The sequence below is a fragment of the Mesorhizobium sp. BHbdii genome, from assembly GCF_053848045.1.
Genome location: NZ_JBSPKX010000002.1, coordinates 687,845 through 712,058, shown reverse-complemented (window position 1 = coordinate 712,058; position 24,214 = coordinate 687,845). Strand labels below are relative to the sequence as shown.

At 64.0% G+C, this 24,214-nt stretch carries 22 protein-coding genes; 8 read left to right on the top strand and 14 right to left on the bottom strand.

The window, feature by feature from the left end:
- Window positions 1-48: 48 nt before the first annotated feature.
- The 7 genes from rpsP to ACWTU8_RS16130 all read right to left on the bottom strand — a co-directional run bounded on the left by rpsP (window position 49) and on the right by ACWTU8_RS16130 (window position 7,028).
- On the bottom strand, window positions 49-450 hold the full coding sequence (gene rpsP, locus ACWTU8_RS16160; protein ID WP_455848925.1) for a 30S ribosomal protein S16: 402 nt from the start codon (window positions 448-450) through the stop codon (window positions 49-51).
- A 44-nt stretch (window positions 451-494) separates the two neighbouring features.
- On the bottom strand, window positions 495-821 hold the full coding sequence (locus ACWTU8_RS16155; protein ID WP_127209851.1) for a chorismate mutase: 327 nt from the start codon (window positions 819-821) through the stop codon (window positions 495-497).
- A gap of 7 nt (window positions 822-828) precedes the next feature.
- A complete protein-coding gene (gene ffh / locus ACWTU8_RS16150; protein ID WP_455848924.1) occupies window positions 829-2,448 on the bottom strand; it encodes a signal recognition particle protein in 1,620 nt (539 codons plus the stop codon).
- 308 nt (window positions 2,449-2,756) lie between these two features.
- Window positions 2,757-3,722 (bottom strand): CPBP family intramembrane glutamic endopeptidase, encoded by a 966-nt coding sequence (locus ACWTU8_RS16145; protein WP_455848923.1) that lies wholly within the window; start codon window positions 3,720-3,722, stop codon window positions 2,757-2,759.
- A 203-nt stretch (window positions 3,723-3,925) separates the two neighbouring features.
- Window positions 3,926-4,525, bottom strand: a complete 600-nt coding sequence (locus tag ACWTU8_RS16140) for a DUF1236 domain-containing protein (RefSeq protein WP_455848922.1) — start codon at window positions 4,523-4,525, stop codon at window positions 3,926-3,928.
- A gap of 63 nt (window positions 4,526-4,588) precedes the next feature.
- Complete coding sequence (locus tag ACWTU8_RS16135) at window positions 4,589-5,680, bottom strand: zinc-binding metallopeptidase family protein (protein ID WP_029349482.1); 1,092 nt, start codon at window positions 5,678-5,680, stop codon at window positions 4,589-4,591.
- 100 nt (window positions 5,681-5,780) lie between these two features.
- The gene (locus ACWTU8_RS16130) at window positions 5,781-7,028 is read right to left on the bottom strand and encodes a flavin monoamine oxidase family protein (protein WP_455848921.1); all 1,248 of its coding nucleotides are present in this window, start codon (window positions 7,026-7,028) and stop codon (window positions 5,781-5,783) included.
- Window positions 7,029-7,293: 265 nt separating this feature from the next.
- Here ACWTU8_RS16130 and ACWTU8_RS16125 point away from each other — a divergent pair, with 265 nt between their 5' ends.
- Entirely contained in the window at window positions 7,294-8,088 is a 795-nt protein-coding gene (locus ACWTU8_RS16125; RefSeq protein WP_455848920.1) for a lytic murein transglycosylase, read from the top strand.
- A 120-nt stretch (window positions 8,089-8,208) separates the two neighbouring features.
- Here ACWTU8_RS16125 and ACWTU8_RS16120 read toward each other — a convergent pair whose 3' ends face one another.
- Complete coding sequence (locus ACWTU8_RS16120) at window positions 8,209-9,135, bottom strand: hypothetical protein (RefSeq protein ID WP_455848919.1); 927 nt, start codon at window positions 9,133-9,135, stop codon at window positions 8,209-8,211.
- Between the two features lie 61 nt (window positions 9,136-9,196).
- Window positions 9,197-9,802 carry a 3-isopropylmalate dehydratase small subunit gene (gene leuD, locus ACWTU8_RS16115; protein WP_065007311.1) on the bottom strand — a complete coding sequence of 202 codons (606 nt, stop codon included), beginning with the start codon at window positions 9,800-9,802 and terminating at the stop codon, window positions 9,197-9,199.
- Window positions 9,803-9,955: 153 nt separating this feature from the next.
- Between leuD and ACWTU8_RS16110 the strand changes: the two genes are divergently transcribed.
- Window positions 9,956-10,381, top strand: coding sequence for a GNAT family N-acetyltransferase (locus ACWTU8_RS16110; RefSeq protein WP_455848918.1), 426 nt, complete (start codon window positions 9,956-9,958; stop codon window positions 10,379-10,381).
- Window positions 10,382-10,539: 158 nt separating this feature from the next.
- Complete coding sequence (locus ACWTU8_RS16105) at window positions 10,540-11,328, top strand: DUF72 domain-containing protein (RefSeq protein WP_455848917.1); 789 nt, start codon at window positions 10,540-10,542, stop codon at window positions 11,326-11,328.
- Here ACWTU8_RS16105 and ACWTU8_RS16100 read toward each other — a convergent pair.
- From ACWTU8_RS16100 to ACWTU8_RS16085, 4 genes are all read right to left on the bottom strand, one after another.
- Complete coding sequence (locus ACWTU8_RS16100) at window positions 11,247-12,413, bottom strand: NAD(P)/FAD-dependent oxidoreductase (RefSeq protein WP_455848916.1); 1,167 nt, start codon at window positions 12,411-12,413, stop codon at window positions 11,247-11,249. The genes ACWTU8_RS16105 and ACWTU8_RS16100 overlap by 82 nt on opposite strands.
- A gap of 63 nt (window positions 12,414-12,476) precedes the next feature.
- On the bottom strand, window positions 12,477-13,979 hold the full coding sequence (locus ACWTU8_RS16095) for an ATP-binding protein (RefSeq protein WP_455849079.1): 1,503 nt from the start codon (window positions 13,977-13,979) through the stop codon (window positions 12,477-12,479).
- A 59-nt stretch (window positions 13,980-14,038) separates the two neighbouring features.
- The gene (locus ACWTU8_RS16090; protein WP_455848915.1) at window positions 14,039-14,734 is read right to left on the bottom strand and encodes a response regulator; all 696 of its coding nucleotides are present in this window, start codon (window positions 14,732-14,734) and stop codon (window positions 14,039-14,041) included.
- Between the two features lie 3 nt (window positions 14,735-14,737).
- Window positions 14,738-16,288 carry a DUF4153 domain-containing protein gene (locus tag ACWTU8_RS16085; protein WP_455848914.1) on the bottom strand — a complete coding sequence of 517 codons (1,551 nt, stop codon included), beginning with the start codon at window positions 16,286-16,288 and terminating at the stop codon, window positions 14,738-14,740.
- A 298-nt stretch (window positions 16,289-16,586) separates the two neighbouring features.
- Here ACWTU8_RS16085 and ACWTU8_RS16080 point away from each other — a divergent pair, with 298 nt between their 5' ends.
- Complete coding sequence (locus ACWTU8_RS16080) at window positions 16,587-17,480, top strand: HpcH/HpaI aldolase/citrate lyase family protein (RefSeq protein WP_455848913.1); 894 nt, start codon at window positions 16,587-16,589, stop codon at window positions 17,478-17,480.
- Window positions 17,481-17,505: 25 nt separating this feature from the next.
- On the top strand, window positions 17,506-17,712 hold the full coding sequence (locus tag ACWTU8_RS16075) for a DUF1737 domain-containing protein (protein ID WP_095520027.1): 207 nt from the start codon (window positions 17,506-17,508) through the stop codon (window positions 17,710-17,712).
- Between the two features lie 91 nt (window positions 17,713-17,803).
- On the opposite strand, the gene ACWTU8_RS16070 is transcribed toward ACWTU8_RS16075, so the two are convergent.
- Window positions 17,804-18,226: a metallopeptidase family protein gene (locus ACWTU8_RS16070; protein WP_029349504.1), complete on the bottom strand. Its 423-nt coding sequence runs from the start codon at window positions 18,224-18,226 to the stop codon at window positions 17,804-17,806.
- 173 nt (window positions 18,227-18,399) lie between these two features.
- Between ACWTU8_RS16070 and ACWTU8_RS16065 the strand changes: the two genes are divergently transcribed.
- The 3 genes from ACWTU8_RS16065 to ACWTU8_RS16055 are packed head-to-tail and all read left to right on the top strand — an operon-like array spanning window position 18,400 to window position 24,204.
- Window positions 18,400-19,419 carry an ImuA family protein gene (locus ACWTU8_RS16065; RefSeq protein WP_065007320.1) on the top strand — a complete coding sequence of 340 codons (1,020 nt, stop codon included), beginning with the start codon at window positions 18,400-18,402 and terminating at the stop codon, window positions 19,417-19,419.
- Complete coding sequence (locus tag ACWTU8_RS16060; RefSeq protein WP_455840730.1) at window positions 19,361-20,842, top strand: DUF6504 family protein; 1,482 nt, start codon at window positions 19,361-19,363, stop codon at window positions 20,840-20,842. Before ACWTU8_RS16065 ends, ACWTU8_RS16060 begins: the two co-directional genes overlap by 59 nt.
- A complete protein-coding gene (locus tag ACWTU8_RS16055; RefSeq protein WP_455848912.1) occupies window positions 20,839-24,204 on the top strand; it encodes an error-prone DNA polymerase in 3,366 nt (1,121 codons plus the stop codon). Before ACWTU8_RS16060 ends, ACWTU8_RS16055 begins: the two co-directional genes overlap by 4 nt.
- Window positions 24,205-24,214 lie beyond the last annotated feature (10 nt).

Sequence of the window (24,214 nt, the reverse complement as noted above, 5' to 3'; positions counted from 1 at the left end):
CAAACGGCGGACAAAGGCGCCCGCCGTTTCGTGGGGGATAAAAGCAGATTATTCGGCGGTCGCGGCTTCCGCCTCGGCAGGCGCGGCTGCAGCGGCGGCAACAGCGGCGGCTGCATCGTCCTGCGCCTTCTTCAGAAGTGCGGCGCGTTCCTGCGCCTTCTTGCCGGGCTCGGCCTTCTTTGGATTGGAGCGGGCCTCACGCTTGGCAATGCCGGCCTCGTCGAGGAAGCGCAGCACGCGGTCGGTGGGCTGGGCGCCGTGCGAGAGCCAATGCTTGACGCGGTCGGCGTCGACCTTGACGCGCTGGCCGTCCTTGGGCAGCAGCGGGTTCCATGAGCCGAGCGACTCGATGAAACGGCCGTCGCGCGGCGAACGGGCGTCGGCGACGACGACGTGGTAATAGGGGCGCTTCTTCGAGCCCGCACGGGCCAGCCGGATTTTCAATGGCATTTCTTTTCTCCTAAAACTCTGATTTTCGGGTTTACGGCTGGTCCTCAGCCGGTTTTCGCTACGCCGTTGGATGCGGCGATCTGCTCATGATGTCGGATCACTTCGCGGACAACGAAGTTCAGGAATTTCTCCGCGAAATCCGGGTCGAGATGGGCATCCTTCGCCAGTTGGCGAAGGCGGGCGATCTGCTGCTGCTCGCGTGCCGGATCGGCCGGCGGCAGGCCATGCGACGCCTTCAGCTCGCCGACCGCCTTGGTGCAGCGGAAACGCTCCGCCAGCATGTAGATGAGCGCTGCGTCGATGTTGTCGATCGAGGAGCGGTAGTCGACCAGCGCCGCACGTGCGTCGGCCATGTCCTTTTCTTCGTTCATGGCGCCCTCACTTCTTCTTGCCAAGGCCGGGAAGCCCGCCACCGCCCAAGCCAGGAAGCTTCATGCCGCCGGGCAGCCCAGGCAGGCCGCCACCCCCACTGGGAAAGCCACCGGGCAGGCCCTTCATGCCGCCGAGACCGGCTGCCTGTGCCTGCTTCTGCAAGGCTTCGAGCTGCTTGGGGTCCATCTTGGACAGATCCGGCATGCCGCCGCCCATCATGCCGCCCGGCCCGCCCATGCCTCCCATACCCCCGGGCATCATGCCGCCGAGGCCCATCTTCTGCGCCAGCCCGCCCATCATGCCGCGCATCAGGCCACCGCCTTTGCCCTTGCCGCCCATCGCCTTCATCATGTCGGCCATGCCGCGGTGCATCTTCAGGAGCTTGTTGATCTCGGCCGCATCGGTGCCGGAGCCGGCAGCGATGCGCTTCTTGCGCGAGTGCTTCAGAATCTCGGGGTTGGCGCGCTCGGCCTTGGTCATCGATGATATGATGGCGAGCTGGCGGCCGAACATCTTGTCGTCGAGACCGGCGGCGGCCATCTGGTCCTTCATCTTGCCCATGCCCGGCATCATCCCCATGATGCCGCCCATGCCGCCCATCTTCGACATCTGCTGAATCTGGCCGGCAAGATCGTTCAGGTCGAATTTGCCCGACTGCATCTTCTTGGCCATCGCCGCCGCCTGCTCGGCGTCGATGTTTTCGGCAGCCTTTTCGACGAGGCTGATGATGTCGCCCATGCCGAGGATGCGGTCGGCGATGCGCTTGGGATGGAATTCCTCCAGCCCGTCCATTTTCTCGCCGGTGCCGATCAGCTTGATCGGCTTGCCGGTGACGGCGCGCATGGAAAGTGCTGCACCACCACGGCCATCACCGTCCATGCGGGTCAGCACCAGCCCGGTGATGCCGACGCGCTCATCGAAGCTTTTCGCCAGATTGACGGCGTCCTGGCCGGTCAGCGAATCAGCGACCAAAAGGATTTCGTGCGGCGACGACACCTTCTTGATGTCGGCCATCTCGACCATCAGCGGCTCGTCGATATGGGTGCGGCCGGCGGTGTCGAGGATGACGACGTCATGGCCGCCGAGCTTTGCCGCCTGCACGGCGCGGCGGGCGATGTCGACCGGCGTCTGGCCCTCGACGATCGGCAGCGTGGCGACCTTGACCTGTTCGCCGAGCTGACGGAGCTGCTCCTGCGCGGCGGGACGCCGCGTGTCGAGCGAGGCCATCAGAACCTTCTTGTTCTGACGTTCGTTGAGGCGCTTGGCGATCTTGGCCGATGTCGTGGTCTTGCCGGAACCCTGCAGGCCGACCATCATGATGACGACCGGAGCCGGTGCATTGAGGTCGATGGCGACGCCCTCGGCGCCCAGCATCTCGACCAGCTCGTCATGGACGATCTTGACGACCATCTGCCCGGGCTTGATCGACTTCAGCACAGCGGCGCCGACGGCCTTCTCGCGTACCTTGTCGGTGAAGGAACGCACCACTTCCAGCGCAACGTCGGCCTCGAGCAGCGCACGGCGCACCTCGCGCAGCGCCGCGGAGACATCGGCCTCGGACAGGGCACCGCGGCCGGTGAGGCCGTTCAGGATCGAACCAAGGCGCTCTTGCAGCGATTCAAACATTCTTTTTCCTTTTCCCTGGCACCCGGATGATGCCCGAGAAGTAATGCGTTCGCGCCCAGTATCCAAGTAAAGCCCAAAGCCAAAAAGCACCCGGGGGCGCACAGCGCTGCCGGATGTTGGCCTCCAGGATCGATTTACAGCACGACACCTCAAAGAGGCTTCGGCGTCCCGGTCGGCTTGCTCGGAGGGATACTCGTCGCGGAATTCGCGGCGTGTAGACAGGAAATCGGCCGCGGAGTCAAGGCGCGGGCCGAATACGCTGAACCGGGCCGGTTCGGTTTATGGCAGCACCACTGGCGTGATGCGCATCAGCTTGGGCCGCCGGGGTACGAAATATCCGGCTCGACCTTCAGCGGCGAGCGCTGATGCAGCAGCAGCAGAACAGTCAACAGGCTGCAGCCGATGCCGATCGCCGCGATGAGGACGGCATCAAGCGTCGTCCAGCCGGGGCCTTCGAGCGGCTTGGCGTTGAACAGGGCGAAGGAATTGTAGCTCTGCTGATGCGAAATCAGCAGGAAACCGGCGAGATTGTTGCCGAGATGAGCGCCGAAGGCCGCGCCGAGATTGCCGGTGGCATAGACCACAAGCGTCAGGAGCAGCGCAAAAGCGGCGATCGAGGCCAGCACACAGGCGTTGATGGCGGCCGTCGAGCTTGGGCTCCAATGCATCGAAGTGAACAGAAGTCCTGGCAGCAGCGCCCAGATGAAGGGGTTTTGAAACCGGTTGGCTAGGCCCCTCAGGAGATAGCCGCGAAACAGCACCTCTTCGGACGAGGTCTGCAGCAAAGTCAGCGCAGCGATCGGGATCAGTAACAGCAGCCAAGACGACAGGCCGATTGCGCCGCGCGCAATCTCGGGCTGCAGGAGATAGAGCAGGATCTCGGAGAGCAGCGATGTGATCAACACCGCGGCCAATCCCCTAAGAAATCCCGAGCGCGAAACGCGGCGGCTGGTGCCGATCAGCGCCATCAGCGGCTCGCGATGGACCCAGCGCATGGCAGCCCACAGGCCGAGCCAGATCCCGGCAAAGGAGGCGAGCGCGGCGAGGATCCCGGCGGGCGAGGCCATGAAATTCTGCACCGCCCCTCCTTCCATCGGGGCGCCGGACGATGCCTGCCAGATAACAAAAACATAGGCGCCGCCGAACAGCACGGCGATGGTTGTCGCGACCCAGAACAGGACGACGATCGCCGTTCCGAGCAGGAGCCGCGGCAGGGTCGTCTTGGCGTTGGGAGTATGCCGGTAACGCTCGAAGGCGGCAGGGTCTGATATCACGAGGGTTCCTTGCCTGATGCATGGGGTCGCATGGTCTAGAGCATCGGACCCGAAAGTGGAACTGGTTTTGGGCAAATCCGACGCTCGAACAAAAGGCTGGAGCGGCGGGCACGCCGCTCCAGCACGAAGCTCCGGTTAACGATAGCGGACAGAGGCGGCCGCAGTTGGCTCTTGCCGGGCGGCCGCCTGGTTGGTTTATGATGTCAGCGCTCGACGTACATGATGCGTCGGGTGCCCGGATCGACCAGTGCCGGCTGACCATTCACATAGACATAGCGGTAGTCATAGTCCGGAATCTCGCGCAACTCGACGGTATCGGGCAAGGTCGCGCCCGTAACTACCTCGCCCTCGAGATAGACCGGGTCGACCCGGTTGGTCTCGATATAAGTGCGGACTTCGGCCGGCGGCCGTCTGATGGGCTCGATCGGCTCGCCGGCGATAATCGCTCCGGTATAGGTGTCGGGATAGTCGACGTCGGCCGGGGCTTCGACGATGGCAATGCCTGCGTCGGCAGGGCGCTCCGTCAGGACGACCTCGTTGCCACCGAAATCGGCCGTCACATAGTCGGAATAGATCCAGCCTTGGCCATTGGCCTCGGCTATGGTGCACCATTTGCTGTTTTGGATGCAGCCATCAAGCGTTGCCGACTGGCCGGCGGCGAGCACGCCAATGACCGGGTATTGCGGGCCGGGGCCGGCGCGCACGTTGAGGTCGGCAACAGCCGAGACGGCGGTATCAGCCAAGGCTGTGCCCGACATGGCGACAAGCGCTCCGGCGACAGCAGGAAACAGTATGCGCTTCATGGTTTCGCTCCGTTTTGATGGTCCCTCACGAGGGAAAACGCAACCGGGCTTCATGCGTTCCGGCTAAAACGCCTCGGCCGGCTCACGTTTTGTTCCGGTTTCTTTCACTACAGTCAGCAGTTCATGGACGAAGGCGAGCTTCCGTGCGGTCACCTCCGAGATAACGAAGGGATAAAGGTCCGGCAGGCCCATACAGCGGTTGATCGAGTTGGACGCTTCCGACAGCACCAGCCAGCGGGCCAGGATCTTTTCGAACGGTTCGGGAACGGCGGCAGGTTCCGACGGCGCCGGTTGCAGTTCGCCGCCTGTGTCGCTGCGCGAAAGCTCGTTGGCCTCTACGGTTTCCAGTCGGCCGAGCGGGAAATTCAGCGCGTGCACCATCTCCAGCGTATCGGTGATGTGCAGGTGGTGTGCCCACGTCTCGGCCCAGTCCTCCCAGGGATGAGACGTGGCATAGGCCGAAATGTGGTCCTGCTGCCAGTCGGGCGCAGCACCTTTGGCATGGTAGGCCTTCAGCGCCTGCTCGTAATCGATGCGGTCATCGCCGAACAACGCCCGGAAGGCGGCAAGCCGTTGCGGGTCGTCGCGGATCAGGCGGTCCCAGTAATAGTGGCCGAGCTCGTGGCGGAAATGACCGAGCAAAGTGCGGTAGTTCTCGCCCATCTCGACGCGCCGTCTTTCGCGCTCGGCCGAGTCCGCCTCGGCGACATTGAGTGTGATCAAGCCGTTGTCATGGCCGGTCAGGATGCGCGCGCCCCCTGGGCCGCCGATCGGATCGGCGAGGAAGTCGAAGGCGAGGCCGGCCTCGTCGCCGGCGTTCCGCTTGGGCACGACCGGCAGTCCGGCGGCGAGCAGCGAATAGATTGCCCGCTTCTTAGCCGCTTCGACGCGGATCCAGCGACGGCGGTTGCCATCGACCGAAAGGTCCGGGATCAGCTGGTTCAGCTCGCAGGCGCGGCAGAAGGCATGGCCGGGTTCCGCCATCCAGTTGCAGGCGCACTCGTCGGCATTGGTGCACTGGAAAACGCCGCCGGCGCCTAACAACACGAAGCGCGCATGCCCGGGATCGTAGAGCACGGGGCTGGCGCAGTTCAGGCACTGGGCGTTCTCGAAATAGAGGCGGTGGCCGCAATGCGGGCAAGCGAAGAGCTTCATCCCAATCTCAAATCATCAGGTCTCAAATCATCAGGTCCGGATATAGTGCGGAGCGGCATATCGCCCAAACGCCTGTCGGCGGCCGGCGTTCCTGCTAATGCTATTTTGCCGCAAGCTGGGCGGCGACCGTTCTCGCCACTGCCTCGCCCGACAGCCTGGCGCCGCCGCAGGTCTGCATCAGCGGACCGGCCAGATGCTCGCCGGCGAAGAAGATTTTTTCCGCCACCGGCTGCATCAGCGTGGCGCGCGCCTGCGAACGGCCGGGGCGGGCCGCCGCATAAGCGCCGCGCACGAACCGCTCGCCGCCCCAATTGGTCATCATGGCGCGCCCGACATGTTTCCGCACGTCGCCGCCGAATATGGCGCACAGCCGGTCGACGACAAAGTCGACGCCTGCCGCCTCGCCCGCCGCCGACATCTCCCAGGCGAAATCGCCGCCGACGAAGCCGACCATGAGGTCGAGGTCGAAGGGAAAGCAAAGGAAGTAGATGTCGTGCCTGGCCAGCCGCTCGATCAGCAGGTCGTCGAAGGGCGCCATGCCGAGCCTTGTGCCCCTGATTTCGACCGGCAGCTTGGTCAGCATGCCCATCGGCAGGTCGAAGAAGGCAGCGAAATGTGTGTCGGGCAGCGCCGGCGAGAATTCGATCTCCTCGAAGGCGAGCACCGCCGGCGAGGCGGTGACGATGGCCGCCTTGGCGCGGATGGTGCCACGATCGGTGACGCAGGCGACGCCAGGCACGTCCCAGAGGATTTTCCGCACCGGCGTCGACAGCTCGACGGGGACGTCGGCGCCGAAACGGGCGACCAGTGCGCCGAACCCCTCCTTGGTGAAATAGTTCGGATCGAGATCGGCGGCGGCCTGAAAGTCGCGAATCGATATCTCGTCCTCGTCGGCGCCGAAGTCCATCGGCCCGGCAAAGGTGGCCGCGGCGCGCGGCGCATGGCCTTTGGCGAGCAACGCCGAAAGACGGTCGTCGTCGCCAACCTTGACCTCATGCGCCGCCAGAAGCTCGAACAGCCTGATATCGGCCGCCTTCATTGCGGCCTCTTCGTCCTCGCTCGCCTTTCGGTTGCGATAATAGAGATGATCGATATTCATGTCGTGATGGTGAAGCGTCCAGCGGGCGGCTTGCGCCTCCGGAAAATAGGGATTGCGGTCAGCCGCGTGCAGCCAGGCGCAGCCGATATCGAAAGGAATGCCGAAATGCTGATCGCTGGTCCAGGCGCGGCCGCCGATACGGTTCATCGCTTCGAACAGCTTGAAGGAAAGGCCGGCCGAATGCAGGGTCTTGGCGGCGGAAAGTCCCGCCGAACCGGCGCCGATGACCACGACGTCAACGTCTTCCATGAATATTTTAGCCCCCGCCACAATAATTACTTGATCGTAAGCAAGTTCTCCGGCATTCGCCAGCGCTGCGGCGAGGATGCGTAAACGAGTTCTTAGCGCGGCGGCTCGAAAATCGGTTCCGATTCTCGGAAAGCACGATGCGCAGATTGTGAAGTGCTGGAGCGTACTGCGTCCAAGTGGGCGCACGTCACTCCAACAGTGACAAGCGGGCGTTTCGCTGGCAAATTCGTATTCGGGACAAGATCCAGGCAACCAGGAGAGCAACATGGCATTTTTTGCCAAGGGAAAGATTTTCGCGGCGGCGGCATGGATGATGCTTGCGGCGGCAACAGGCGCACAGGCCGCCCAATGCGGCAATACGGGCGCGGGCTTCGAAGCGTGGAAGGCAGAGTTCGCGCAGGAAGCAAAGGCCAGCGGTGTAGGCTCGAAGGGTCTGGCCGCTCTGGCTCGCGCGACCTACGCAACAAAGACGATCGGCGTCGACCGCGCCATCCATAAGGCTTTCAGCGGCTCGGTGGAAAATTTCATGAAGCGCCGTGGCGCGTCCACCATCATTTCCAAGGGCCGTTCGCTGAAGAAGTCGAACGCGGCGCTGTTCGGCACGATCGAACGGACCTATGGCGTGTCGCCGGGTGTGTTGCTCGCCATCTGGGGTATGGAAACCGGCTTCGGTTCCTACTTGGGCAAGCAGAATACGGTCTCCGCCATTTTAACGCTTGCCTATGATTGCCGCCGCCCGGAGTTCTTCTACCCGCATGCTGTTGCAGCCCTGAAGCTGGTTGATAGCGGCGCTTTGAGCGCCTCGTCGGTCGGTGCCGCGCATGGCGAGATCGGCCACACGCAGTTCCTGCCGGGGAACGTTTTGACATACGGAGTTGGCAACAAAAATCTGCGCGACAAGGCCACTGCGTTGGCTTCCACCGCCAACTTCCTCAGAGGTCATGGTTGGCGGGCCGGCGCGAGCGCGCAGGCGAATATGGGCGCAATTGCTGGCTGGAATTCCGCGAGCGTCTATCAACAGGCCATCGCCCGCATGGCCACGGCGATCGATGCCGATTGATAGAAATCTCTGTTCGACGGAAAGCCCGGCCATGCGCTGGGCTTTTTTGTTGATGCTCCAAGGGTACGACGACAGCCGCCGCTCGGCCCCGCCTCGGGAACGAAGGCGCGAAGCAAGACGCTAATTCGGCGAGCCGAGCGCCTTGTCCATCGCTTCCCTGACCTCGGCGGGCCACGTGTTCACAGCTGGCCACGCGTCCGGCTCGGGCTTGTCGCCCCGGCGGGCGAAATAGAGCTTGTGGTTGGCCGGATCGACCGCCATGAAGCCGTCATTGCCGCCGCAATCGTGCGGCACGCAGCCGCTGGCATAGAAGGCGCCCGAGGCGGTTTTCTCGGTGCCGCCGCCGACCAGCAGGCTGGTCGCCATCTCGGGCATCTCCTTGCCGAGCAGCGTCTCGGCCAGCCTGTAGACGGCCTCGTTGTGGAAAGCGTCGACGACGTTGTCGTATTTCGACGGATCGACGTCTTTCCAGTCAGTGCCGGGCTCCGGCATATAGGTGAGATTGCCGGCAGTCGTCAGCCCGTCCGTCGGCGACCATTGCAGCGCCGGCTTGGAAACGCCCGGCAGCAGGTAGGGCACGAAATAGATCGCGCTGTCGGAGATCGCAGCCGGCGGTGCACCGCATTCATCCTGCTCGACCGTGATGCTCTGGATGGTGCCGCCTTCTGGCTTCCAGACGATCACCTTGGCCGGGCCGCACTGGTTGCCGCCATCGCCGACATCGACCAGCGCGACGTTGACCCCGCCGACCTTGACGATCTTGTCGAAGGACACCTCGTAATTGCTGGCCAGCTGCTTGCCGTCATAGGCCAGCACCTTCTCGCCATACTCTTCCTGCTGGGAGATGGTCAGCTGCCCACTCTCGAACGGGACCGGTGCTTGGCTGTCATCGTCTGCTAGGGCCGCATTGCTCGACGCGCCCAGGTCGGCGGCCCCGGACGCATCGTCAGCCGGCAGGAGCACCATGTCGGTCTGTGCATGCGCGCCAGCCACCGGCATCAGAATCCACGCCAGCGCGCAGGCGCCGGCAAGAAGCGAACGTGTCATGACTGTCCCTCCGTTCAGCCGACACGAACCCGGCCTGGCGCGGCCGGGTTCATCGTACCGTTCAGGCCCAGGGTCGCAACTCGGCGTTCTTCTTCTCGAACGAGGCGATGGCGTCGGCCTTTTCCATGGTCAGGCCGATATCGTCGAGCCCGTTGAGCAGGCAGTGCCGCTTGAAGTCGTCGAGGTCGAACTTGACCACGCCGCCGTCCGGTCCGCGGATTTCCTTGGCTTCGAGATCGACCGACAGCGTTGCGTTGGAACCGCGCGAGGCGTCGTCCATCAGCTTCTCCAGATCCTCGGGGCTGACGGTGATCGGCAGGATGCCGTTTTTGAAGCAGTTGTTGTAGAAAATGTCGGCGAACGAGGTCGAGATGACGCAGCGTATGCCGAAATCAAGCAGCGCCCACGGCGCATGTTCGCGCGACGAGCCGCAGCCGAAATTGTCGCCGGCGACCAGGATCTGCGCCTTGCGATAGGCGGGCTTGTTGAGCACGAAGTCGGGGTTTTCCGAACCGTCGTCCTTGTAGCGCATTTCGGCAAACAGTCCGCTGCCGAGCCCGGTGCGCTTGATCGTCTTGAGATAATCCTTGGGAATAATCATGTCGGTGTCGACATTGACGATCGGCATCGGCGCGGCAACGCCGGTGAGCTTGGTGAATTTTTCCATGTTCTTTGCCCGTCTTCTTTTCTCTGCGGGGATGTGTTGGCGCCCGGTTTACACAAAGCTGCGGGCAAATAAAAGGCGGCTGTTTTCGACTGGCCTTGGTCCTGGAGCACAGACCGCTTCAAAACCGCCGCCCTATGGTGCACCTTGGCCGGCATGACAACACGTCCCAAAGTTCTCTACGCCAGCGAACCGACCCTCGACGCAGCCGAGTTCCGCCGCGTGCTGGTGGAATCCGGCCTCGGTGTCACTCGGCCTATCGATGACGACGTCCGTCTGAAGGCGATGCTTGCCAATGCAGATCTGGTGTTGGGGGCGCGCCTCGATGGACCTGGCAGGCCGCTGATTGGCCTCGCCCGCGGCATCACCGACTTCTCGTGGGTGTGCTATATTTCCGAGCTCGCCGTCTGCAAATCGGCGCAAGGGCTCGGCATCGGCAAGGGCCTGCTCGACGAAGTGCGGCGGCAGCTCGGACCGTCCGTCGCCATCTCACTGATTTCCGTGCCCGACGCCGTCGGCTTCTACGAGCGGATCGGCATGAAGCGCATGCCCGACGCGTTCTGGTTCGACCGCGAGCGCTGACGGACGCATTTTTCTGCCGTCGGGAGCCAAGCAGCGGCCGAGCACGCGGAATAGTGCTGACAGGTGAGCGCCGGCCGCATGGTCTCGGCCTAGTACCGCTCCCTTGACCTGCGCAGTGCCCTGTCCACATCTCCAGCATGGAAAAGCATCGATGCTTCGTGGGCACGGCCGGTTGGGGCATCCCGTCGCGCTACAAGGATCTTTTCCCGGGATCCGGGGCGCATCTCGAGCGTTACTCCGGCCGTCTTGCCGGCGTCGAAATCAATTCATCCTTTTATAAGCCGCACCGCCGTGAGACCTATGAGCGTTGGACGCATTCGGTCCCGGAAGATTTCCGCTTCTGCGTGAAGGTCCCCAGGGCCGTGACACACGAGCATCGGCTTGCCGACTGCGAAGACCTGATCGGGGCATTCCTCGGGCAGGCCGGAGGCCTAGGCCGGAAGCTCGCTGTGCTGCTAGTGCAGTTGCCACCCAGCCTGTCCTTCGAGCCGCGTGTCACCGAGGAGTTCTTCGGTTTGTTGCGAAAGCAAACCGGCTCGAAAATAGCTTGCGAGCCTCGTCATGCGAGCTGGTTCGAACAGGACGCCGATGCGCTTCTGACCGGCTTCCGTGTAGCGCGTGTGGCAGCCGATCCGGCTCGCGTTCCCGCTGCAGCCACGCCATCCGGCTGGCCGGGTCTCGTCTATTTCCGCCTGCATGGCGCGCCGCGTATTTATTACTCGGACTATGACACTGACAGCCTGATCGCGATCAGGCATCGGCTGGATGCGGCGAGTGCGGCGGGCGCTGAGGTCTGGTGCATTTTCGACAACACGGTTAAGGGCCATGCGCTCGGCAACGCCCTTGCCATAGACGCGATGGCGCCTCAGATCACGTTCAATTCGCGAAACGCCCGCCCCTCTGCGACACGGCTGTACCCAAACGCCGCGCAATCCACCGTGCGGTAGCCGCCATGCACGATCAGCTCGGCCATCGCCTTGCCGACCGCCGGCGCCTGCTGCAGGCCGTGGCCGGAAAAACCGTTGGCGAAGAGGAAATTCCTGACCTGCGGATGCGGGCCGATCACCGCGTTCTGGTCGAGCGTGTTGTAGTCGTAATGACCGGCCCAGGCGCGCGTCGGCTTGATCGCTTCGAAGGCGGGAATGCGGGTCGCCAGCACTGGCCAGATCACCTCTTCGAACAGCGGCCAGTCGGGCTCGAAATCGCCGGGATCGGCGGGGCCGTCGCCCTCTTGCGGCTCGGCGCCGCCGGTGATGTAGACCGAGCCTTCCGGCCTGACATAAATGCCGCTCGGATCGACCAGCAGCGGCATGTCGGCATATTTCTCGCGCGCCTCGAAGATGAAGACATTGCGCTTGCGCGGTTCCACCGGCAGTACCAGTCCGGCCATTGCAGAAACCTTGCCGGCATTCGGCCCGGCGGCGTTGACGACGATGCCGGCCTCGAGCCGCTCGCCATTGTCGAGGTTGACGCTGGTGACGCGGTCGCCCCGCCGCTCGATGCCGGTCACGTCAGCGGTGACGAAATCGATGTTTTTCTCGCGCAGCGCCTTGCGGAACAGCATCAGCATCGCATGCGCGTCGAACCAGCCCTCGCCGCTGCGGCCATAGGCGCCCGCGGTGATGCCTTCGGCCGATAGCCATGGGAAGCGACGCACCAACGCATCCGCATCCTCAAGGACGATGTCGGCGCCTTCGGCGATCTGCGCCTCGTGGTTCGCCTTGAGGATCGGCAGTCCGTTCTCGCCGGCGAGGATGAGATAACCGCCTTCGCGAAAGCCGATATCGGCGTCGGCTCCAAACTCTTCCGTCAGCCGCCGGAACAGTTTCAGCGTGAACTGCGACAGGCGGATGTTCTCGGGAATTGAAAACTGCTGGCGAATGGAAGCACAGGACAGCGTCGTTGCCGCATGGGCGAATTGCGGGTCGCGCTCGACCAGCGCGATCGAACCGGAAAACCCTTCCTCGCGCAGATAATAGGCGATCGAGGAGCCGACGATGGCTCCGCCGATGATGACGACGTCGTAGCGCACTTTTTTGCGTCTCCAGTTCTAGAGCATGATCCCGAAAGCCGTTTTTCGGAATCAGGCTCCAATTCATACAGCCGGCAGGATGATCTCGAAGCGCGTGCCGCGCTCGGAGTCAACCAGGCGGATCGTGCCATCATGCGCTTTCAGGAGGGCCAGCACGATGCCGAGGCCCATGCCGGTGCCGCCTGCATCGCGGCGCGTGGTGAAGAACGGCTCGAATATCCGCCCCCGATTGCTGGGCGAAATGCCGGCGCCGTCGTCGCTCACCAGAATCATCGCCTTGCCGCCCGCGCTCGCCGCCGTGATCGAAACGAGCGTTGCGCCATGGCGCGCCGAATTGTCGATGAGATTGGCGAGCACGATGGCCGCGTTCTCGGCCGACATGCGCAGGCGGATATCGCCGCCTCCCTCGACACGGACCGCCACCCTGTCCTCGGCCGGCAGCAGCGCCAGTGCGGCGCCAACCAACGTGCTTTCGCCGCCGGGCGCAAGATTTTCGGCGCGCGCCAGGTCGAGCAGACGGCGCACCAGAAGGTTGAGCCGTTCGGCATCGGTGACGATGTTGTTCGAAAACCGCCGCCGTTCGCCCTCATCCATCGCGCTGCCCGAATCGCGCAGCAGTTCGGCCGCCCCCTGGATCGCCGTCAGCGGCGATTTGAGCTCGTGCGAGACATGCGTAGCGAAGGTCTGGATGCTGTCCGAGCGCGCATGCAGCTTTTCGGCCATGTCGAGGAAGGCGTCGGAAAGCGCCGCCATCTCGCGCGTGCCGTGATGATCGAGCGGCCTGATGGCGTCGCGCTCACCGGCCGCGATGCGCTTTGTCCGTTCCATCAGCGCGTAGATCGGCCGGCTGACGGTGCGCAGGAAGACCAGGCCGATAAGCAGCGTGCCGCCGAGGATGGCGATCGCCGCCAGCCCCACTTTGCCGCGCTCGCCATAGAGGTGCTTGACGATGTTGTTCGGCGTTCGCGACAGATATACCACGCCGGCGACCTTGCCGTCGACCGCGACCGGCATCGCGACGAAGACGCGGACTCTCGTACCGCGGCTGACCGAATAGAGCGATGGTGGCGGCTCGTCGGAGATCCTCTGCCGGAGCGCGCTGGCATAGCGGCCGGCCAGCGCCTGGCGAACCTCCTCGACGGCGCCGAGCGACAGGCCGATCTCCTCGCGCCCGGCGATGACGACGCCTTTGGGGTCGAGCAGCCGAAAGCCGGCAAGCGTGGTTTTCTGCGTCTCGGCAAGAATGCCCGACAGCCGCGCGCCGATCGCCGCGACGGCTGGATCCGTGGCGATCGCGGTGATGGCGGGCGGCCGGGCCGTCAGAACGTAGTCGGAGGCAAGATCGAGGCGCGGCTCGATCGGCCGGTAGGGAGAGTCCGGATCGGTGGCACTGTCCGCAGGCACGGCCGCGCCGAGCTTTTCGATGGCGACGCCGGCGTCGCGGACCTCTTGCGCATAGATGGCGCCAAGGGCCGCACCTTGCGCGATCAGCTCGGCCTCGGTCTGGCGGATCAGCTGGTTCTCGTAGAGCCGGAAGAAGAACAGGCCGACCAGCGGCAGCGCCATCACCATGATCAGGATGGCAACAACGATCGTGGCGAGGCGCGGCCGCCATTTATGCGCGGTCACTCGCCGCACCGGCCGAGCCGGAAGCCGACGCCATGCACGGTCTCGATCGCATCCGTGCAGCCGGCCGCCGCCAGCTTGGCGCGGATGTTGCGGATATGGCTGTCGACGGTGCGGTCGGCGACATGGATGTTGGCGGCATAGGCATTGGCCATAACCATGTCGCGGCCGAGCACATGTGCTGGCCGCGCCAGAAACCCTTTCAGGATGGCGAATTCGATCGAGGTCAGCACCAGCGGCCTGCCGTCGAAGCTGGCCGCGTGGCTAGCCGGCAGCAAAGCCAGTCTGCCGTGCGAGAATTGCCGGTCGTCGGCCTGTTCCGCCTTTGTCGGGCGAGCGCGCCGCAGGATGACTTTGACGCGTGCGACCAGTTCACGCGGGCTGAACGGCTTGGTGACATAGTCGTCGCCACCCATTTCGAGCCCGAGGATGCGGTCGATTTCTTCATCACGCGCGGACAGGAACAGCACCGGCACATCCGATGTATGCCGCAGCCTACGGCAGACCTCCAGCCCATCCATCTCCGGCATGCCGATGTCGAGCACGACAAGATCGGGCGCGCGGCGCCCGATCGCCTGCAATGCGGCGGCGCCGTCCGATACGGCAACCGTCTTCATCCCCGCCTTTTCAAGCGCAAAGCAGATGATTTCGCGGATATGCGGATCATCGTCGGCGACAAGGATGTTGTGCGGCATGGATCAGCGGCCCGGCGCGAAGGGTTCGGAGCCCTGAGGAACCACGAACAGGATATATGTGTCGAGAGTACGAAGTAGCCGCCAGTCGCGGAAGCTCCAGGCGCGCCAGTTTTCCTGGCCCGCGCGGTAGCGGGCCTGGTCCTGCCCAAGCAGACGGGCGAGTTGGCGGTAAGTGGGAACGCTGGCCGCATTCGTCTCGGCCTGATGCTCGAGGAAGCGATCAAGCGCCGGCCAGGCGCTAGGACCGAGCGAACGCAAATACCAGAAATCGAGCTTGGTGCCGCGGCCGGTCATTTCGAATGAGTGGTCGACATTGTAGTTGGCAATCAGCGCCGCGAAGTTGATGAAGGAGCAGGCATAGAGCGTCACCGAAAGCGTCAGAAGATTGGCGGAAAGCAGCCATTCATTGGATTTTTCGAGGGCGATGCGGGCGATGATCAGAGCAAGGCCCGTCGCCACCAGCCCCATCCAGACGAAGGCGGCGACGCGCCAGTAGGTCAGCGCATAGATGCCGATATAGAGATCGAGCCGCAGGATCGACGAGATGACCAGCACGATGTTCTGCGCCACCCAGACATAGACCAGCCGGCGGATGAGCGGATCGCTGGAGGTAGCATTTCCCGGCCGCAGCGCCGCCAGGACGAAGCCGGCGGCAAGCAGCGCCGTGACGATCAATGGATAGGCGCCGCGATGCGCATAGGCGGCGTAGGTCAGCCCTTCGGGAAGGGCGATGCCGCCCCACAGATAGGTGGCGTCGAGTGCGGTCTGCACTGCGAACAGGATGTTGAAGACGACCAGTGCGCGAAGGATGGCGGCCTTGCCGAAGACGATGTCCTCGATCGCCTTGGCGGGTTTTGTCGTCGTCACCCCGAGGGGGATAGGCAACGCGAGATGTGCAATGCGGCGGAAAAAGCGCGGCAGGCGCGGGCGCAGAAAGACCCAGACGCCGGCAAGCACGACCAGCCAGAACGCCAGCCGCGGCAACTGGATGAGGTCGAGCAGTGCGTGGAGATCGATCAGCGACAGCCAGTATTCGATAACCGGATTGGCGGCGCCGAACAGCGCGAGAAACACTGCGCCCAGGGTCAGCGGCATGATCCAGACGCCGATCGCCGCAAGGCGGATACGCCGCTGGCCAAGCCGCCGCGCCGCCTTGCGCCAGCGGAAGAAATCGTGGACTAACCGGAATGGTGCCGCGAGCAGGAAGAGCGCGACCTGGCCGGCAATGCGGGCAAGCCCACGCCGCAGCCGGCCGATCAGCCAAAGCGCGAAGACGACCATCGCCGCCAGCCCGATCGCGACGGACAGCGCACTGGCATTTTCAATGAGCGGCAGCAGCCCGACAAGCAGGGCGGCGAGTCCGAGCCACAGGCCGCGGGCGCTGAGCGCCGAGGGATGGATGGCCGCGACTGCGGCGGCAAGCGTAGTGCCGAACAGGAAAAGCGTGATGCCGACGGGCTGCCCGTAGAAGAAGAAATCGGCCAGCGCGGCAAGCAGGACCGCAACGCCGAATCGCGCGCAATAGGTCGGCGCCGCCGTAAGCAACGATGTCATGATCGGATTTTCTCAGCGGCCTTGATCCGGCCGGCATACTGGGGCGGAGATTTGCGGATGAAGGGGAAGATGGTCGCCGAACGGTGCGTTTGGGGTGGATCGACGAGCCACCAACCCTCATTGCGGAGTCGGTAAGGCAGGGACCAACGGGGTTTTTCTCGCATCTGCATACCGCCTATATCGCCGATCGACATGCAGGCGGCGGGGCGGATCCGAGGAGATTTTCCGGACTTTTGTGCAGTTTTTATGCAGGTGAAGACGGCTTGCCTCGACTGACTACAGGCGGCATAGATCGGGCATGATTGAAACCTACCGCCCGCGCCGCTCGGTGCTCTATGTCCCGGCCTCGAACGACAAGGCGCTTGCCAGGACCTCATCGCTGGCCTGCGATGCCGTCATCATCGATCTCGAAGATGCCGTCGCCCCGGCCGACAAGGTTGCCGCGCGGGAAAAACTGGCCGGCATCTTCGCCAAGCGCCCGGTTGCCAACCATAGGGGGCGGCGCTGCGAGATGGTCGTTCGCATCAACCCGCTCGCCAGCGAATGGGGCGCCGACGACTTGCTGGCTGCGTTACGCGGCGAGCCCGACGCCATCCTGCTGCCCAAAGTCGACACGCCGCGCGACGTCCTCGAGGCGGGCGACGTGCTCGACGACAATTTCGCGCCGGACGAGGTGAAACTATGGGCGATGATCGAAACGCCCAAGGCTCTGCTCAACATCGGACCAATTGCCGAGCTTGGCCGCGATCCGGCCTCGCGGCTGGTCTGTTTCGTTGCCGGAACGAACGATCTGGTCAAGGAGACCGGCGTTCTCGCCACGCCCGACCGGCGCTATCTCACACCGTGGCTGATGCAGATGGTGCTCGCCGCGCGCGCCGGTGGCCTCGACCTGCTCGATGGTGTCTTCAATGAGTTTCGCGATCTGGATGGCTTTGCGCGCGAATGCACGGAAGCGGCCGCCATGGGATTTGACGGCAAGTCGCTGATCCACCCGGCTCAGATCGATGCCGCGAACCGGGCCTTCGCGCCATCTGCCGAAGCCGTGGCCGAGGCGCGCTTGGTGAAAGCTGCCTTCGCACTTGCCGAAAATGCCGGCAAGGGCGTTATCGCACTGAATGGAAAAATGGTCGAGCGGCTGCATCTGGCGCAGGCCGAAAAACTGCTGGCGAAGGCGGCCGCCATCGGGGCATGATTGGCAACCCACCACAGGAATGAAAATGAAACTCTACCGCTTTCTGTCCGGTCCGGACGATTCCAGCTTCTGCCACAAGGTGACGGCGGCGCTGAACAAGGGCTGGCACCTGTTCGGTTCGCCGACCTATGCCTACGACAAGCAGACCAAGAGCATGCGCTGCGGCCAGGCCGTGGTGAAGGATGTCGAGGGCCAGGAATACGGGCCCAACACCAAGCTCAGCGATTGGTAGGGCGCTGAAACGCTCATCCCTCGTCATCCCTGGGTGAAGCAGGAGCGAAGCTCCGTCGCGGAGACCCTGGGATGACGAAGCGTGAGGCAGCCTACTCCGCTGCCTCTTCGATCCGCTCCATATCGTCGTCCGACAGGCCGAAATGGTGGCCGATCTCGTGGATCAGCACATGGGTGACTATGTCGCCCAGCGTCTCTTCGTTCTCGGCCCAGTAGTCGAGGATGGCGCGGCGGTAGAGCGTGACGCGGTTCGGCCCCTCGCCGGTCTGCGGATTCCAGCGCTCGGCGATGCCGCGCCCCTCGAACAGGCCGAGCAGGTCGAATGGCGTTTCCAGCGACAGGTCGTCCATGATCTCGTCGGTCGGGAATTCGGCGATTTGGATGACGATCTCGCCGGTCAGCTTGCGAAATTCCTCCGGCAGATGGGCATAGGCCTCCAGCGCCAGGAACTCCATTTCCTCCATCGACGGCGAAAGCTCGGCGTGCCAGGTGCGGGTTTTGTAGATGCGGGCCATGCTTTGTCCTTTGATCCCGGCATATAGGCTTTCGAGCCGGAGTCGGCAAATGGCCAGGTTGCAGCCTTTGCGCGGACAGGAATAAATTCCCCATGACTCCGCTTGACTCTTCGGGCGGCCTCTGGAATCAATAGGAACATAACAGGAACAATTGTGAGTGGAAGCTGACCGTCATGGCGACAAGCGCCGTGGCGCGGGAGACTGTTTTTGCCCTGCGCCGACAGATCGCGAAAATCGAGGGAACGCTGCCCGAGCGCCTGGAGGCGCCGGCCGGCGCAGCTCCCGTTGATGCGGATGTCACGCCCCGGGATCTAACAATCGTCCGCCGCGGCCTCGCCGTGGCGCCGCCCGATGCGTTTCTGCGCACCGGCGCGGAGGGTCTCGATACTGCGCTCAGCGGCGGCCTGCCGAAGGCGGCGCTGAGCGAGATCCATGGCGCCGCGACACGTGATGCCGGGGTTGTCGCCGGTTTCGCCCTGTCGCTCGTCAGCCTGATCCTCAAACAGGAGCCGCCGCGACTGCCGGTCCTGTGGATCGGCACCGCGGAGGTCTTCCGCGAGGCCGGCTTCCCCTATGCCAGAGGGCTTCATGGCCTTTTCGGGATCGAGCCGGAGCAATTGCTGTTTTCCGAGGCGCCAAGGCTCCTCGATGGGCTGTGGGTCGCTGAGGAAGCCGCCCGGATGACGGCGCTCGCCGCCGTCATCCTCGAAATCCGCGGCAGCCCGCAGCGGCTGGACCTCACCGCGACGCGGCGGCTGCACGCCCGGGCACAGAGCGCCGGCCGGCCGGTGTTCCTGCTGCGCCAGGCCGGCGAGGCCGAACCGACGGCGGCATCCGTCCGCCTCGTCCTGTCGGCTGCGCCGTCGGCACCACGCCAGACGCTCGCTGGGCCGCTCGCCGGCTCGATCGGCCGCCCCGCCTTCACCGTCAGCATCGGCAAGAGCCGCACGGCCTTGCCGGGACAATTCACACTGGAGTGGAACCCGGATGAACGCAATTTCGAGGAAAGAAGGGCCGGGGAAGAACGGGCAGCGAATCCTGTCCCTGTGGTTTCCGCACCTCGCCGCGGAAAGGATCCTGCGGCAGCGTCTGGGGCGGTCCTGGCGTTCGCGGCCGTCGGATCACCTGCCCCTGGTGATCAGCCATCGCCAAGCGAACGCGCAGCGCATCGCCGCCCTCGACGAGCGGGCTGAGGCGCTTCATCTGAAGCGCGGCATGGGCATAGCCGACGCGCGCGCCATGCACCCATCGATCGACGTAGTGGAAGCCGATCCCGAGGCCGACCGCCGCCTGCTCGAAAGCCTCGCCGACTGGTGCGACCGCTACACTCCGCTGGTGGCGATCGACGCAGCCGACGGCCTGTTTCTCGACGTCACCGGCTGCACCCACCTTTTCGGCGGCGAACGGGCGATGCTGGACGACATTCTGTCGCGCTTTTTCCATCAGGGTTTCGATGTCCGCGCCGGCCTTGCCGCCACACCTGGTGCTGCTTGGGCGGCAACGCGGTTTGCCAGTGACCGCATCGTCCCCGGTGGCGAGGAGGAAGCGCTACTCGCACCCTTGCCGCTGGCGGCGCTGCGCATCGAGCCTGATATCCGCGCCAGCCTGGAAAGCGTCGGCCTGCGCACGGCGGGCGCCGTCATGGCAGCACCGCGCGCGCCGCTCGCCCGCCGCTTCGGCACATCGCTGCTTTTACGCCTCGACCAGGCGCTCGGCCGCCTCGACGAGGCGGTGTCGCCGCGCCTGCCGGTCGCGCCGCTTTCGGTCGAACGCCATCTCGCAGAACCCATCATGCTGACCGACGAATTAGAGCGGCTGGTGAAAATGCTGGCGACGACATTGAAGGTGGACCTCGAGCGCCGCGGCGAGGGCGCAAGAAGGCTGGCGCTGCTGCTTTTCCGCGTTGACGGCGCCGTCAGCCGCATCGCCGTCGGCACGTCGCGGCCCTTGCGCGAGCCGTTGCTGATCCAGAAATTGTTTCACGAAAGGCTCGCCGCGCTCGAACAGGACATCGATGCCGGCTATGGCTTCGATCTCGTGCGCCTCTCGGTCCTGTCGGCCGCGGCCTTCGACATGCAGCAGGCGGATCTCGCCGGCGAAACGCACGATGACGGCGCCGACATCGCCCTTTTCGCCGACCGCATCCGCGCCCGGCTCGGCGAAAGCGCGGTTTTGAAACCGGTTGCCGTCGAGAGTCATCTGCCGGAGCGCGCCGTCGCCACGCTTCCCTATGCGGAGGCGCCGCAAAGGGTCTCTCCGCCGAAGAAGCCGGACAAGATACAAGACACTTCATCCACGCCTGTCTTTCGGCTGGAACGGCCGATCCGGCTGTTCCGTTCGCCCGAGCCGATCGAGGTGCCGGCCACCGAAATGCCTGAGGGACCGCCGATGAACTTCCGCTGGCGGCGCGCGCTGTACCGGGTCGCGCGCGCCGAAGGGCCGGAACGCATCGCCCCGGAATGGTGGCGGGAGACGTCGGGGCCGGAAGACGCGCCGACCCGGGATTATTTCCGCATCGAGGATAGCGACGGCCGCCGTTATTGGCTCTACCGCCAGGGTCTCTACGGCGCCTCTCAAGTCCCGCCGCGCTGGTTCATGCATGGGGTCTTCGCATGAACGCGCTGACGGTCGTTCCCTATGCCGAATTCGGCATCCAGTCGAATTTCTCGTTCCTGCGCGGCGCCTCGAAACCGGAGGAGCTGGTGGTCGCGGCAAAGTTTCTGGGCTTTTCGTCGATCGGGCTTGCCGATCGCAACACGGTGGCCGGTGTCGTGCGCGCTTGGCAGCAGGCCAAGGTGGAAGGTCTTTCCTATCATCCCGGCTGCCGCCTGGTTTTTTGCGATGGCACGCCCGACGTTCTCGCCTATCCGCAGGACCGCAAGGGCTGGGGCCATCTGTGCCGCATGCTGACGCAAGCCAATATGCGCGACGATAGCGAAAAGGGCGCACCGCTTCTCTATCGCGACGACTTTTTTGAATGGGGCGATCTCATGTCCCTGGCGGTCCTGCCGGATCTGTCGAGGCCGGCGGAGGATGATCTCAGGCTGGTTAGCCGGCTCAAAGACCGCTTCGGCAAGAATCTGCGGCTTGCCGTTTCGCCGGATTATCGCGGCAACGACCACTACCGTATCGAGCAGGCAGCTGCCATGGCTGAGGCATCAGGCCTTCCGCTGATGGCGACCAACGACGTTCTTTACCATACGTCCGAACGGCGCCGGTTGCAGGACGTGCTGACGGCGATCCGCCTCAACGTGCCTGTTGCCGAAGCGGGGCTGGAACTGGCGGCCAATGCCGAGCGCCATTTGAAGCCGCCAATGGAGATGGCGCGGCTGTTCCGGCGGCATCCGCAAGCACTGGCGGAAACGCTGCGCTTTGCCGGCGAATTGAGCTTCTCTCTCAGTGACCTCCAATACAATTATCCCGATGAACCGACGGAATCGGGCCTCGGGCCACAGGCCGAGCTGGAAAGGCTGGCTCGAGAGGGAGCCGCGATGCGCTACCCCTCAGGCGTTCCCGCCGATGTGACTAGGCGGATCCGGGAAGAGCTCGCTTTGATCGAGCGCCTGAACTACGCGCGCTATTTCCTGACTGTCTACGACATCGTCAAATTCGCCCGCAGCCAGAGCATACTCTGCCAGGGGCGTGGCTCCGCGGCTAACTCGGTGGTCTGCTATTGCATCGGCATCACCGAAGTGGGACCCGAGCGGATCGACTCGCTTTTCGAGCGTTTCATTTCCGAGGAAAGAAACGAGCCGCCCGACATCGATGTCGATTTCGAGCATGAAAAGCGCGAAGAGGTCATCCAGTACATCTACGAGAAATACAGTGCCAAGCGCACTGCGCTTGCCGCGGCCGTCGTCAGCTACCGGGGCCGCTCGGCGATGCGCGAAGTGGCCAAGGCGATGGGCCTGTCGGACGATGTCAGGAGCGCGTTGTCCAGCTCGATCTGGGGTTGGTCGACCTCGGAGCTCGGCGAAAAGGAGACCAGGGCCGGCGGCCTCGACCAGACCGACCAATCGACAAGGCATGTGATCGAATGCGCCAACGAGATCATGGGCTTTCCCCGTCATCTGTCGCAGCATGTCGGTGGCTTCGTCATCACCAGGGACCGGCTCGACGAGATCGTGCCCATCATCAAGACGGCGATGGACGAACGCAAGATGGTCGAGTGGGACAAGGACGATCTCGACGCGGTGAAAATCCTTAAAGTGGACGTGTTGGCGCTCGGCATGCTGACCTGCCTGCAGCGCGCCTTCACCCTGCTCCAGGATCATTATCCGGAGGCGCGGGATGGCTATGGGCAACCCTATGTGCTGGCCACCCTCCCTGCCGAGGACAAACATGTCTACGACATGATCTGCCGCGCCGACACGATCGGCGTCTTCCAGATCGAATCCCGCGCCCAGATGTCGATGCTGCCGCGCCTCAGGCCGAAAACATTCTATGACCTGGTCATCGAGGTGGCGATCGTGCGACCAGGCCCGATCCAGGGCGACATGGTCCACCCCTATCTGCGCCGCCGGCAGGGCAAGGAAAAGCCCGAATATCCCAAGCCGGAACTGGAAGAAATACTCGGCAGGACACTGGGCGTTCCGCTGTTCCAGGAACAGGCGATGAAGATCGCCATCGTCGCCGGCGGCTTCAGGCCGGGCGAGGCCGATGAACTGCGCCGCGCGATGGCCACCTTCAAGCGCACCGGCACGATCGGCAATTATCGCAAGCGGATGGTCGATGGCATGGTTTTGCGGGGTTACGAAAAGGACTTCGCCGAGCGCTGCTTCAAGCAGATCGAGGGTTTTGGCGAATACGGCTTTCCCGAAAGCCATGCCGCCTCCTTCGCCCTGCTGGTCTATGCCTCCTGCTGGTTCAAGACATTTTATCCAGACGTGTTCTGCGCCGCGATCCTGAATTCCCAGCCGATGGGATTTTATCAGCCGGCTCAGCTTGTCCGCGACGCGCGCGACCATGGCGTCGAAATCCGCGAGGTCGACGTCAATTTTTCCGGTTGGGACTGCGAATTGGAGGACGCACCCTTCGACCCGGCCCGCATCCTCGGCCGCCATGCCGAAATGCGCGGTGTCATCCGGACCAATCATGCCGTCCGGTTGGGTTTTCGCCAGGTCAAGGGCCTGTCGAAGGAGCGCATGGAGGTGTTTGTCGCCAGACGCGGCGAGGGCTACGAATCCGTTCGCGATGTCTGGCTGCGCTCAGGCCTCTACGTCGATGAGATCGAGAAACTGGCGCAAGCTGACGCTTTCCGTTCGCTCGGCCTCGACCGCCGCGACGCCCTGTGGGCGGTCCGCGCGCTCGACGGCAAGAGTGCCGCCGAGACCTTGCCGCTGTTCGACCAGCCGGCGATCCGCTTGCGCGATCTTGAGCCCGAGACCAGGCTGCCGACAATGCCGCTCGGCGAGCACGTCATCCACGACTACCGTTCGCTCGGCCTGTCGCTGAAGGCGCATCCGCTTGCCTTTCTGCGCCAGCGGCTGGACCGTTCCGGCGTCACGCCCAATGCGCGCCTCGGCCAGGTTCGGGACGGCAAGCGGGTTTCGGTCGCCGGTCTTGTCCTGGTGCGGCAGCGGCCGGGTAACGCCAAAGCGATTTTCCTGACGCTGGAAGACGAGCAGGCGGTGGCCAACGTCATTTTCTGGGAAAGAACCTTCAACCGCTACCGGCCCATTGTCATGGGCGCGCGGTTAATCCGTGTCACCGGCAAACTGCAGTCGGAATCGGACGTCATCCATATCGTCGCCGACAAGGTCGAGGATTTGACACCGTGGCTGTCCGTGCTTTTGGAGGAGGCCGGCACCGGCCAGCCTGTCAATGAGCCTTCGGCCAGTGGGCGCATGGAGAATGACAACCGCGAAGAGGGCGTTGCAGACGCACATGCCCCACAAGCCGCGCCGGTCCAGCGGGATCTCGTGGCGCTGTCGGGAAAGGCGGAGAAGGTCATGCCCAAAGGGCGCAATTTTCAATAGGCCTTACACC